We start from the raw sequence: 12,094 nt of genomic DNA on the forward strand, positions 1-12,094 counted from the left end.
CTTACTTTCGGAAAAGTACGCAGGCAATGGCGCAATTTTCCGAAAACTAGCGTGTTCAACACGCAGTGATTTACACAACAATCGACTTAATGGGTGATGTATGGCGAAGCTTGCGCATGCGCAGTGGTCATCGCGAATGACCTTTGTGCTGGCCGCCGCTGGTTCGGCGGTGGGTCTAGGGAATATCTGGAAATTTCCGTATATGGTGGGTGAAAGCGGCGGCGCTGCTTTCGTATTTGTGTATTTGCTCTGTATCGCGCTGATCGGCTTGCCCATTCTTGTCTCTGAGTGGCTATTGGGACGGCGCGGCCAGAAGAACCCCGCCAGCACCATGTCAGAACTGGCGCGCACGGCGAAAAAGCCCAAAGCCTGGGCCATCGTGGGCATTAGCGGCATTGTCGGGGCCTTCTTGATTTTATCGTTTTACAGCGTGATTGGCGGCTGGTCGCTCTACTACACCGTCAACTCGGTGAGCGGTGCTTTTAGCGGTCAAGATGCCGATGGCATTGGCGCGCTATTTAATGGCATGTTGAGTAACCCTGGGTTGCTGCTGCTGGGCCACTCCGTGTTTATGCTGCTGGTCATTGGGATTGTCGCCCGCGGCGTTACCAAAGGCCTTGAAGGCGCTGTACGCATTCTGATGCCAGTCCTCGCACTACTGCTGGTCGTGCTGATCGGTTATGGCATGACAACCGGCCACTTTGGCGAGGCGTTGACGTATATGTTCAACCCGGACTGGAGCAAGCTCACAGCAGAAACCGTGCTAGCCGCCTTGGGCCACGCCTTCTTCACCCTCTCACTGGGTATGGGCATCATGATGGCTTACGGCTCTTATTTGGACAAAGAGATCGATCTGCTGCAAACCGCCCGCACGGTCATCATCATGGATACCGTCATCGCTTTAGGCGCGGGTTTAGCTATATTCCCGATCGTGTTTGCTAATAATCTGGATGTCGCTTCGGGCCCAGGGCTGATTTTCGTCACCCTACCACTGGCCTTTGGCAATATTGATGGTGGTTTACTTTTAGGTTTGATGTTCTTTCTGCTGCTGACGTTTGCGGCATTAACATCGGCCATTTCACTGCTTGAGCCCGTGGTGGAATTCATTGAAGAGCGCACGCCGCTAGGCCGCGTCATGGCTACCGTTGTGGCCGGTGTGGGTGCTTGGTTACTGGGTATTGCAGCGCTGCTGTCATTTAACGTGTGGAGCGAACCGCTGCTGTTTGGACTGGGCGTGTTTGACCTGCTGGATACGCTGACCAGCAAAATAATGCTGCCGCTGACGGGGCTGGGTGCGATCCTATTCACCGCTTGGTGCCTGGAGCGCAGCAGTGTGGAAGACGAACTGGGTCTTTCAGCGACCGGCAAGAGCGTATGGAACATCATCGCGCGCTATGTAGCGCCCGCTGGCGTTATTGCCGTGTTCGTAACAGGGCTAATCTAAGCTGAGCCGCCAAGGCCCTGCTAACCGGCAGGGCAGCGTGGTTCTGCGCAGATAATAGTTGCGCCCCTAACCTCTTGGCACCCTAAAACTTAGTGCAATTCGCTCTCTTGCCGATCTTCATCAGGCAAGGGGGCGATATCCCGCGATAACTTTTGAAACTCACGATGAAGCTCAATACCCCGCCGCGCTCTTAAGCTGCGTTGGGCAGCGCTGCGCTGGCGCTGGGCATGCTCATCGACTTCCATACTCATAAAGATGTCGAGCAATTCGCTTTTAACCGAGGTGATTCGTTCGACGTTTCTCATAATCGACGTTCCTCCAGATGAATATGCCTTCGTCCACCTGCATCCGTGACGACTGTGATGATGCAGTGCGGCACTTCAATTATTACTATAACCTACTTGACAAAATGATGACCAATCTTAAAAAAACTGACTAACGACCTTAAACGCTGTTGGATCGCTGCCTAATAGTTTGTGGCCCTATGGGCTCATTGAGGCATACTGTCCTTATCGCATTGAAGCAATACGAAGCATCACAGTGAGCAGATAGGCAGAAACGGTCGTTTAAAACGACTGTATATTGGCGTACTGTTAACTACCTGTTGGTTGAGCACCCAAGGAGCTGAACGTGAGTCGCGCCCTGTTCGATGAAATGAGACGCCGCATGGAGCACTTTCGACGCTCCGAGCAAAAAGTGGCGCGGTTTGTACTGCGCAACCCCGAAGAGGTCATCCACATGCGCATTGTGGATCTGGCCACCGAAGCCACCGTTAGCGAACCTACCGTGGTGCGCTTTTGTCGTGCGCTGGGGTGCAATGGCTTTCAGGATTTCAAGCTACAGCTGGCGCAAATGCTGGCCAGCGGCAGTCAGTTCGCGCAATTCTCCATGAACGACAGCGACTCGGTCGCTGAATTTTCCCACAGCATCTTCGACTCGACCGTAGGTACACTGCTCTCGGTTCGTGACCGGCTGGATAACGATGCCCTGGGCCGTGCGGTAAACGCCCTGGCGATGGCCAACCGGGTCGAGTTCTATGGCTTTGGGGCTTCCGGCGCAGTGGCCTTTGATGCCCAGCACAAGTTTTTTCGCCTGCAGATCTCCACTTCTGCCTACGCCGACCCGCATATGCAGAATATGTCGGCAGTGACCTTGAACGATGGCGATGTGGTGGTGGCAATTTCACAAACCGGCCGTACCAAAGCGCTAGTCGCCAGCGTACGCCTGGCTCGCGAGGCGGGTGCAACAGTCATTGGCCTGTGCCCCAGCGGCTCGCCACTCGCCGAAGAGGTCAGCCTGCCGCTGTATATCGATGTCCATGAAGACACCGAAATCTACACCCCGCTTAGCTCGCGCATTGCCCATCTGGTGCTGATTGACGTACTCGCCGTGGGAGTGGCCAAAACCCGCGGGCCGAAACTCGCCGAACAGCTCAAAGCAGTTAAAAAGAGCCTGAATACGCTGCGTTTCCCAGAAGAATAATTAGCTTCTTAGCGCTGCCATAACTATAAGCCTCGGTGCCGAGGACAGGCTTACGCGAGGGCGCTGTTAGAAAGTTTTTAAAGGTAGCAGTTGCGAATAACTGCAATCACTACACCTGTATACACAGCCAGTTCGCTGGCTGTGCTAGACTAGCCGCCTATTTTTTGATCCGGCAGCGGCTACTATGGACGACGTCACGGCGATTCTCGATCAGCTCAACTCCGCCCAGCGCGAAGCAGTGAGCGCCCCTCAAGGTAATCTGTTGGTGCTCGCAGGCGCAGGCTCCGGTAAAACCCGCGTGCTGGTGCATCGCATCGCCTGGCTGATGCAGGCCGAAGGGCTGTCCCCTTATGCCCTGCTGGCAGTGACCTTTACCAATAAAGCCGCCAAAGAGATGCGCACCCGCCTTGAGGCACTGCTGAGCATCTCGATGCGCCATGTGTGGGTAGGCACCTTTCACTCCATCGCCCACCGCCTGCTGCGCACCCATTGGCAGGACGCCAAGCTGCCACAACACTTCCAGATTATCGATTCTGACGATCAGCTACGCCTGGTCAAACGGTTGCTGAAAGATTACTCCATCGACGATGAACGCTTCCCACCCCGCCAAGTGCAGCACTTTATCTCCGGCTGCAAAGAGGAGGGGCTGCGCCCGCACCAGGTCAATGTGGATGGCGATGCCTACATGGGCCAGATGGTTGAGCTCTACGAGCGCTACCAGCTCACCTGCGAGCGCGGCGGCCTGGTCGATTTCGGCGAGCTGCTGCTGCGAAGCCTGGAGCTACTACGCGACAACCCGGCGCTGTTAAACCACTACCAGGAGCGCTTTGGTCACGTCCTGGTGGATGAGTTTCAAGATACCAATACCCTGCAATACGCCTGGCTAAAACTGCTCACCGGTATGAAAACGCCGATGACCGCCGTCGGTGATGACGACCAGTCGATCTACGGCTGGCGCGGTGCCAAGGTGGAGAATATCAGTCGCTTTGAGCAAGAGTTTCCGCAAACCCACACCGTGCGGCTTGAACAGAACTATCGCTCCACCAGCGCCATCCTGGAAGCCGCTAATACGCTGATCAGCCACAACAGCGAGCGAATGGGTAAAAACCTGTGGACTGACGGCATCGAAGGCGAGCCGATCTCAATTTACGCCGGGTTTAACGACCTGGAAGAAGCCCGCTATATCGTCGATACCATTAAGGAGAAGGTTGACGAAGGCTTTAACCGTTGGGATATCGCGATTCTTTACCGCTCAAACGCCCAGTCGCGGCTGCTGGAAGAGACGCTGATTCGCCAAGGCATGCCCTACCGTATTTACGGCGGCCACCGCTTCTACGAGCGCCTGGAAATCAAGAATGCCCTGGCCTACCTTCGCCTGATGCTCAACCGCGACGACGATGCCTCGCTGGAGCGGGTGATTAACGTACCCACCCGCGGCATCGGCACGCGCACGGTCGAGATTGTCCGCCTGCGCGCTCGGGAACAAAGTATCCCTCTCTGGCAAGCGCTCCACGATGCGATTAACGACGGCACCTTGAAAGGCCGCGCGGCCAATGCCGTGCAAACCTTCGCCAACCTGATCGAGCAGCTCGATAACGATGCCTCTGGCATGGCGCTGCATGAAATTATCGATCACGTCACGATACACACGGGCCTGATAGAGCATCACAAAAGTGAGCGCGGCGAGAAAGGCCAAGCGCGGGTCGAGAACCTGGAAGAGTTGGTTACCGCTGCCCGTGCCTTTACCCAAGGCGATGTCTTTGAAGCGCCTGAAGCGGGCGAAGGCATGGCGGCACTGGAAGCATTTCTCTCAGAGGCCGCTCTTAACGCAGGCGACCACGAAGCCGAAGAGTTTGAGGACAGCGTACAGCTGATGACGCTGCACTCCGCCAAAGGCCTGGAGTTCCCCGTAGTATTTATTGCCGGTGTCGAGGAGGGGCTGTTTCCACACAAGATGTCCCTGGAAGAGCCGGGTAGGCTCGAAGAGGAGCGCCGGCTCTGTTACGTCGGCGTCACACGCGCTATGCAGAAGCTCTACCTCACACACGCCGAAACCCGCCGCCTGCACGGCAAAGAAGTGTTTCCACGTCCATCACGCTTTTTGCGCGAGCTACCGCCACACCTACTCGAAGAAGTTCGCCTGCGCGGGCATATTTCCCGCCCGGTGACGGCATCGCGCACTTCCTTTGCTCAGCAAAGCGTCGAAAGCGACGGCGACATACCCAGCCTGCACGTCGGCCAGGGGGTTGAGCACCCGGTATTCGGCGAAGGGATTATCCTTAACGCGGAAGGCGAAGGCGCGCGTGCCCGGGTTCAGGTCAGCTTTGAAGGCGAAGGCGTCAAATGGTTAGTCCTCGGCTTTGCCAAGTTGACGCCGCTTTAAGCCCAACGCTGTCACTCAACAGGTAGACGATCATGAAACAACGCTTAAAACGCCTATTCCCCGAAGTTAGTAACGGCTGGCAGACACTCAGCGGTTACCAGCGTTTTGAACGCTTGGTATCGATGGTTCTGACGCTCGCCATTGGCGGCGCTGTGCTCGTCGCCATGTATTATCTGGTCATTCATGTGGTGCAACTGCTGTTTATTCAAAGCCGCGACCCGTTTGACTACCGGGTGTTTCAAGCATTATTCGACATGATTCTTACCGTCTTGATTGCCATGGAGTTCAACAACTCCATCATCCGCACGATGACCAGTGGTAAAGGTTTCATTCACGTTGAGATCGTCGTACTCATTGCCATTATGGCGCTGGTGCGTAAGTTTATGGTGTTGGATATGGAAGTCATCGACCCCTGGCAAATTGGCGCGCTTTCGATGGCGGTCTTAGCGTTAGGCGGCTGCTATTGGCTGGTACGCCATGGCAACAGCATGAAAGACGCAGCAGATGATTAATCAAGCTTGCGGGCTAAATTCGCTATACAGCATACTAACTAGCGAATACCGCGCACTCAGCGCCTTATAACAACAGTACGTTTAACTCTGGAGTTTCGCTCACTATGCAACGCCGTAACTTTCTCAAATCCGTCGGCCTGGGTGCCGCCGGTGTCGCTGCTGCCCCTTTTGTCACCACCTCTAGCGCGCGCGCTCAAGAGACCTATACCTGGGACATGGTCACCTCGTGGCCAAAAAACTTTCCCGCCCTGGGCACCGGTGCGAATGATTTCGCCCGCCGGGTAGAGCAGCTCTCCAATGGCCGCATGCAGATTCGCGTCCACGGTGCGGGTGAATTGGTTCCCGCCCTGGAAGTGTTCGACGCCGTGGCTGCTGGCACCGCTGAAATGGGCCACTCTGCCTCTTACTACTGGCGCGGCAAAGTGGCTGCCTCGCAGTTCTTTACCGCCGTGCCGTTCGGCATGACCACCACCGAAATGAACGCCTGGTTGTACCATGGCGGTGGCCAGGAGCTGTGGGATGAGATCTACGCCAATCACAACCTGAAACCGTTTGCCGTCGGCAACACCGGCACCCAGATGGCAGGCTGGTTCAAGAAAGAGATCAACTCGCTAGACGATATGCAGGGGCTAAAACTTCGCCTGCCAGGCCTAGCCGGCGAGGCGATGAACGGCATTGGCGTCAGCACCGTGAATATGCCGGGCTCGGAAATTTTCACCTCGCTGCAAACCGGCGCACTGGATGCCGCTGACTGGGTGGGGCCGTATAACGATATGGCATTCGGCCTGCATCAGGTGGCTGACTACTACTACACCTCGGCGTGGAACGAGCCCTCTGCGGTACTGGAAGGGACGATCAACCTGGATGCCTGGAACTCGCTGCCGGAAGACCTGCAGGACGTGATCCGCGAAGCGGCGCGGGCGTCTAACCTGGCCATGATCAGCGAATTTGCCTTCCGCAACGCGCAAGCACTGGAAACACTGGTCGATGAACATGGCGTTCAGCTACGTACTTTCCCTGACGACGTAATGGCAGCGCTTCACACCTCTTCACTGGAAGCCATCCAGCGCCAGGTCGACAGCGACGAAGAGTCTCGCCGTGTTTACGAGTCTTATTCAGCTTTCCAGAAGCTGCTGCGCCCGTTCAGCGATGTGGGTGAATACGCCTACCTCAAGAACCGCGATAACGTCGACGGTTAATGAGCCGCTAGACAAATAAACGATAAGCACGACAAAAGGGCGCCCTAAGCGCCCTTTTGCTATTTCAAGTTGAAGTGAGCTAGTCGCTATGTACTGCTCGGATGCGCCCATTATCGTCCAGCGCAACCATCACAAAGCGCGCCTCGGTAACTTTTTGGCGCTCCTCTATGCGTTGCCCATGGGGAGGACGCACCCAGACCTCCACATCAATCTTGATCGAGCTATGACCAATTTCTTGCACCTGGGTGTAAACGCTGACCATTGAGCCAACGCGCACCGGGCTTAAAAAGTCCATGGCTTCAATCGCCACGGTCGCCGTGCGACCACCCGCTTCACGACCGGCCGCCAGCTCAGCCGCCTGGTCCATTTGATTGACCAGCCATCCACCGGGTATATCACCATAAAAATTGGTATCTTGGCGGGAAGCCAGTAGTTTTAAAGTAAGCTGCCCTTGAGGGGCCGGTACGTCATCCAAATCGGTTTCCAGAAGAGTCATGAGTTAGTCGCTTAGTCAGTTTATTGTTGTAAACGTTGCAGAGTGGCACGTTGTTTATGCGTGTTGCTGCATCGCAACACAAAGGAATGAATTTAGTTAACCATAAGAGGACGCTCGTTTGAATACTCGTTTGACGACTCTTTGCATTAATCGGAGGTTAACTTCCGCCGTCCGTCGCACCGTATTGAGCGGAGTGGCGTTTATACTGATGCTGATAACGCCCCTGACCTGGGGGCAGCAGCCAACAGTTATTAGCGGCACCTTGGGCGCGGTGGGCTCCGACACTATGGCGGGGCTAATGCTGCGCTGGGGTGAAACCCTCACCACCCGCTATCCTGACGTAAAGCTGCAGTTTCAAGCAAGTGGTTCAGCCAGTGCGCCCACGGCGCTGATGGCTGGCACCACCCGGCTTGGCCCGATGTCTCGTCCGATGACCAGCGAAGAGCGTGATAACTTTATTGAGCGCTATGGCTATCCACCGCTGGAATTAAAAGTCGCCCGTGACGCACTGATTGTAGTCGTACACCGCCATAACCCCTTGCGCGCTCTGACCCGCCAGCAGGTTGATGCGATCTTCTCAACCTCGCTGGCCTGCGGTGGCGAAACACCGATCAGGCGCTGGGAGCAGCTATCGGCAACCCGTGACTGGTCGTTTGGTAGCATTGCGCTGCATGGGCGTAACCTTGCCTCGGGTACCCATGGGCTATTTCAACAGCGTGCGTTATGTGGCGGTCTTTTTCGTAACGACATTAGTGAGCACCCCGGCTCATCGGCGGTGGTCGCGGCCGTTGGCGAATCTGCCAATGCGATGGGCTATGCGGGATTTAACCACCTCACCCCAGCCGTGCATGCATTGAGCCTGTATAACGATGATGGCATTGCGATACCGCCCGATGAAGCGGCGATACAGAGCGGTGACTACCCGCTGTCGCGCTATCTTTACCTCTATGTGAACCTACCGCCGGGGGAGAACTTACCCCCCGCCGAGCAGGCACTGCTCAAGTTGATTATGTCCGATGAGGGCCAGCAGATTGCGCGCGCATCCGGCTTTGTACCATTAACCTCCAGTGTCCTTAGTGCACAACAGAGGTGGTAAATCACTGTCATCTAACTGACACATAATTGTCTTAGGGTAGGGATCCTGTCTATGCACTGTTTTTCACCACATTCTGGTTTTTCACTACCTATTGGTCAGCGCTATGATCACCTCGGTTTTGCCATGATATCCACATGACCCTACCTCGGTTAACCTCTTCTCGACAGCCACTTAGGCTACTGCAAGACCGCATGGCCACCGGTTTAATCACCGCTGGCGGCATAGGCGTGCTGCTGGCAATTCTGGCTATCGGTGTCTTTTTGGTGTGGGAAACTCTGCCGCTGCTGGCGATTGGCGATACCTTAGCGCTGGCTAAGCTTTCTCCCCTGGCGTGGGGCACGCTCAAAGCCGCCCTAGCCGCACTGCTGTTCGCCATTCCCGTGGCCTTGGGGGCCGCCATCTACTCCGCGCTGTTTATGTCAGCGCGCCTGCGCTCGCGGATCAAGCCCGCGCTCGAAATGATGGAGGCGATCCCCGGTGTGGTGGTGGGCTTTATTGCCGGCCTTATTTTGGCACCTTGGGTAGAACGCCATCTCGCCAGCGCTTTGGTGCTGATCATTTGGCTGCCGCTTAGCGCAGCGCTTGCCGGCTTACTCTGGCAGTGGGCCAAAACACGCCTACGCCGCCGCTTACCGCTCTCCTGGGCGGGCCTCTGGCTCGTTCCCTGGCTCGCTGTAATGGTGGCGATAGCACTATGGCTCGCGCCCTGGATGGAGCAGCAGTGGTTAGGCGGTGATTTACGCCAGCTACTCGACCAGCGCTATGGCATGGATTACGCCACCCGTAACGCACTGATTGTCGGCATTGCCATGGGCTTTGCCGTTATTCCCAGCATATATTCACTGGCAGAAGACGCGCTCGCCGATGTGCCCGCTAGCTTAATCGAGGGCGCCCAGGCGATGGGGGCCAGCCGCTGGCAGGCGCTATGGAAAGTGGCGCTGGTGGCAGCGGGCCCAGGTATCTTCTCGGCGATAATGATCGGTGCGGGCCGGGCGGTTGGCGAAACCATGATAGTGCTTATGGCCAGCGGTAATACGGCTCTGTTTAGCGCCAGCCCCTTTGAAGGCATGCGCTCCATGGCCGCGGCTATCGCCATTGAGCTACCTGAAGCGTCACCCGGTGGCCAAACCTACCATCTGCTGATCTTGGCTGCACTGGTGCTGTTTATCTTCACGTTTCTGGTCAACACCCTTGCCGAGGTCGTCCGCCAGCGTTTACGCCGCCGCTTCCGCCAGATGGGGGGCACATGATGAACTCTGCGACCCACACCGCCTCTCGCCGCCGGCGCTTTAGCCGGGTAAATGATGTATGGCCCTGGCTTTGCGCAGCCAGCGTAGCGCTCTCCCTGCTGATGCTGGGCGCCTTACTCGCGCTACTGCTGGTACGCGGGCTAGGGCACTTTTGGCCCGCTACGCTGGAAGAGGTCACCCTTGACTCGGGTGAAACCTTTGCTGGTCAAGCTGTGCGCGAAGTCGCGCTACCCCAGCGAGCTGGGGATGAACGCCTCTACTTTACCGGCAACCAGGATATAGAGGGCGTTCGCTGGCGCTGGGTGGCGATTGATGAAATTGCCGAGCGCGCCCAGCCAGACGATTTGATTCGTCTTGATCGCAGCCCCTGGGGTGACTTTATTGGCCGCTTGGTGGCCATTGAGCAGCATGATCAACGCTGGGAGGGAGACGCTGCCTGGCAGCGATTAAACGCTTTATTGGCACTTCCCGCCAGCCAACGCCAGGATAGCCAACTGCTGCTTACCACCGTGGACGGCCAAACCCTGCGCCAACCGCTGGCCAGCGTGGCGAACGCTCAGGCTCCCAATGCCATGAGCGTGTGGCAGAAAACGCTCGCCTGGGGGGATGCGGTTTGGCGGTTTCTGAGTGAGGGCCCACGGGCCGCCAATACCGACGGTGGCGTCTGGCCCGCGATATTTGGCACGGTGCTGATGGTGATTTTAATGTCGGTGATGGTGACCCCGTTTGGGGTGCTGGCCGCTATTTATCTCAATGAAATCGCTCACCAGGGGCGGCTGACCCGGCTGGTACGTATTGGTGTGCGCAACCTAGCGGGCGTTCCGTCGATTGTGTATGGCGTATTTGGCTTGGGGGTGTTTGTTTACGGCATCGGCGGCTCGCTGGATGAGTGGTTTTTCAGCGATACCCTACCTTCGCCCACCTTTGGCACCGGCGGCCTGTTATGGGCGTCGCTCACCCTGGCACTGCTGACCCTACCAGTGGTGATTGTGGCAACAGAAGAGGGGTTAGCGCGGATTCCCGAGGCGCAGCGGGAAGGCGCCGTGGCGCTCGGCGCTACGCGCTTAGAGATGCTCACCCGCATTGTGCTGCCCATGGCAGCCCCTGCCATGCTGACAGGTATCATTCTAGCAGTAGCTCGCGCGGCCGGCGAAGTGGCGCCGCTAATGCTGGTTGGCGTCGCTAAGCTGGCGCCTCAAATGCCCATCGATGGTGAGTTTCCTTACCTACATTTAGAGCGCAAGTTCATGCACCTTGGCTATCATTTATTTGATACCGCCTTTCACGGCGAAGATGTGCAGGCAGCCATACCGCTGGTTTACGCCACGGCGCTACTTTTAGTGTTAATTGTGCTGGTGCTTAACCTAACTGCCATATTTCTGCGTCATTATCTTAGGCGTCAACGGGGAAACGAATGCTAGCGTCATTACATTCAGCCAATACCTCTCAGGCACCAGTGGCGCACTTTTCGTCCGAGCACAGCTGCCTGAGTATCGATCACTTTAGCCTCGCCTACGCGGGGAAAGAGGCGTTGCGCGAGTTAACCCTCAGCGTTCCCCGGCATCGTGTAACGGCCTTTATCGGCCCGTCAGGTTGCGGTAAGTCGACGTTGTTACGGGCAATTAACCGTTTGCACGATCTTAATGAGTCAGTCACCCACAGCGGCCAAATCACGCTGGAAGGGCAGGATATTCATGACCCGCAAATGAATGTGACTGAGCTGCGGCGGCGTGTCGGGATGGTGTTTCAAACGCCCAATCCCTTCCCCATGTCGATCTATGAAAACGTGGCCTTTGGGCTACGACTGCAACAGCGCATGCCCAAGCGCAAAAGGGACGACATTATTGAGTGGGCGCTAACTTCCGCCGCTCTGTGGGATGAAGTGAAAGACCGCCTACACCGTTCCGCTTGGCAGCTTTCCGGTGGCCAGCAGCAGCGTCTGGTGATCGCCCGTACCTTAGCAGTACAGCCCGACGTGCTGCTGCTTGATGAGCCAGCATCAGCTCTAGACCCAATTTCAACCCTCAAAATTGAGGAGTTGATCCGTAACCTCAAGTCGGAGCTGACGCTGATCCTGGTCACCCACAATATGCAACAAGCGGCGCGCGTATCGGATTACACCGCCTTTTTGCATCAAGGGGAGCTGGTTGAATACGGCCCTACCGATCAGGTCTTCACCAACCCCCGTTTGCAACGCACTGAAAACTACATCACCGGCCGTATCACCTAGGC

11 protein-coding genes are annotated in these 12,094 nt (G+C 56.6%); 9 read left to right on the forward strand and 2 right to left on the reverse strand.

Going from position 1 to position 12,094, the window contains the following annotated elements:
• Positions 1-100 precede the first annotated feature (100 nt).
• On the forward strand, positions 101-1,444 hold the full coding sequence (locus K7H09_RS07410; RefSeq protein WP_041157420.1) for a sodium-dependent transporter: 1,344 nt from the start codon (positions 101-103) through the stop codon (positions 1,442-1,444).
• Positions 1,445-1,533: 89 nt separating this feature from the next.
• Here the strand turns inward: K7H09_RS07410 and K7H09_RS07415 are convergent, their stop codons facing one another.
• The gene (locus tag K7H09_RS07415) at positions 1,534-1,749 is read right to left on the reverse strand and encodes a PA3496 family putative envelope integrity protein (RefSeq protein ID WP_022521120.1); all 216 of its coding nucleotides are present in this window, start codon (positions 1,747-1,749) and stop codon (positions 1,534-1,536) included.
• Positions 1,750-2,074: 325 nt separating this feature from the next.
• Here K7H09_RS07415 and hexR point away from each other — a divergent pair, with 325 nt between their 5' ends.
• From hexR to K7H09_RS07435, 4 genes are all read left to right on the forward strand, one after another.
• Entirely contained in the window at positions 2,075-2,926 is an 852-nt protein-coding gene (gene hexR / locus K7H09_RS07420) for a transcriptional regulator HexR (protein ID WP_009286287.1), read from the forward strand.
• Positions 2,927-3,110: 184 nt separating this feature from the next.
• Entirely contained in the window at positions 3,111-5,309 is a 2,199-nt protein-coding gene (gene uvrD / locus K7H09_RS07425) for a DNA helicase II (protein ID WP_230804267.1), read from the forward strand.
• Between the two features lie 32 nt (positions 5,310-5,341).
• Complete coding sequence (locus K7H09_RS07430) at positions 5,342-5,821, forward strand: phosphate-starvation-inducible PsiE family protein (protein ID WP_035582211.1); 480 nt, start codon at positions 5,342-5,344, stop codon at positions 5,819-5,821.
• A gap of 104 nt (positions 5,822-5,925) precedes the next feature.
• On the forward strand, positions 5,926-7,020 hold the full coding sequence (locus tag K7H09_RS07435) for a TRAP transporter substrate-binding protein (RefSeq protein WP_230804268.1): 1,095 nt from the start codon (positions 5,926-5,928) through the stop codon (positions 7,018-7,020).
• Between the two features lie 79 nt (positions 7,021-7,099).
• Here the strand turns inward: K7H09_RS07435 and K7H09_RS07440 are convergent, their stop codons facing one another.
• Positions 7,100-7,516, reverse strand: coding sequence for an acyl-CoA thioesterase (locus K7H09_RS07440; protein ID WP_022521117.1), 417 nt, complete (start codon positions 7,514-7,516; stop codon positions 7,100-7,102).
• A gap of 208 nt (positions 7,517-7,724) precedes the next feature.
• Here K7H09_RS07440 and K7H09_RS07445 point away from each other — a divergent pair, with 208 nt between their 5' ends.
• The 4 genes from K7H09_RS07445 to pstB all read left to right on the forward strand — a co-directional run bounded on the left by K7H09_RS07445 (position 7,725) and on the right by pstB (position 12,092).
• Positions 7,725-8,612: a PstS family phosphate ABC transporter substrate-binding protein gene (locus K7H09_RS07445; protein ID WP_230804270.1), complete on the forward strand. Its 888-nt coding sequence runs from the start codon at positions 7,725-7,727 to the stop codon at positions 8,610-8,612.
• A 134-nt stretch (positions 8,613-8,746) separates the two neighbouring features.
• Positions 8,747-9,862 (forward strand): ABC transporter permease subunit, encoded by a 1,116-nt coding sequence (locus K7H09_RS07450; protein ID WP_009286291.1) that lies wholly within the window; start codon positions 8,747-8,749, stop codon positions 9,860-9,862.
• Positions 9,859-11,283, forward strand: a complete 1,425-nt coding sequence (gene pstA / locus K7H09_RS07455) for a phosphate ABC transporter permease PstA (RefSeq protein WP_141440245.1) — start codon at positions 9,859-9,861, stop codon at positions 11,281-11,283. The genes K7H09_RS07450 and pstA overlap by 4 nt, the downstream gene beginning before the upstream one ends.
• Entirely contained in the window at positions 11,277-12,092 is an 816-nt protein-coding gene (gene pstB, locus K7H09_RS07460; RefSeq protein ID WP_009286293.1) for a phosphate ABC transporter ATP-binding protein PstB, read from the forward strand. The genes pstA and pstB overlap by 7 nt, the downstream gene beginning before the upstream one ends.
• Positions 12,093-12,094: the final 2 nt, after the last annotated feature.

The sequence above is a fragment of the Halomonas sp. IOP_14 genome (genome assembly GCF_021021315.1).
In the GTDB taxonomy this organism is placed as follows: Bacteria; Pseudomonadota; Gammaproteobacteria; order Pseudomonadales; family Halomonadaceae; genus Vreelandella; species Vreelandella titanicae.

Coding starts and splice junctions, on each gene's coding strand:
- K7H09_RS07410 (WP_041157420.1), top strand. CDS start 101: ATGGCGAAGCTTGCGCATGCGCAGTGGTCATCGCGAATGACCTTTGTG.
- K7H09_RS07415 (WP_022521120.1), bottom strand. CDS start 1,749: ATGAGAAACGTCGAACGAATCACCTCGGTTAAAAGCGAATTGCTCGAC.
- uvrD (WP_230804267.1), top strand. CDS start 3,111: ATGGACGACGTCACGGCGATTCTCGATCAGCTCAACTCCGCCCAGCGC.
- K7H09_RS07430 (WP_035582211.1), top strand. CDS start 5,342: ATGAAACAACGCTTAAAACGCCTATTCCCCGAAGTTAGTAACGGCTGG.
- K7H09_RS07435 (WP_230804268.1), top strand. CDS start 5,926: ATGCAACGCCGTAACTTTCTCAAATCCGTCGGCCTGGGTGCCGCCGGT.
- K7H09_RS07440 (WP_022521117.1), bottom strand. CDS start 7,516: ATGACTCTTCTGGAAACCGATTTGGATGACGTACCGGCCCCTCAAGGG.
- K7H09_RS07445 (WP_230804270.1), top strand. CDS start 7,725: ATGCTGATAACGCCCCTGACCTGGGGGCAGCAGCCAACAGTTATTAGC.
- K7H09_RS07450 (WP_009286291.1), top strand. CDS start 8,747: ATGACCCTACCTCGGTTAACCTCTTCTCGACAGCCACTTAGGCTACTG.
- pstA (WP_141440245.1), top strand. CDS start 9,859: ATGATGAACTCTGCGACCCACACCGCCTCTCGCCGCCGGCGCTTTAGC.
- pstB (WP_009286293.1), top strand. CDS start 11,277: ATGCTAGCGTCATTACATTCAGCCAATACCTCTCAGGCACCAGTGGCG.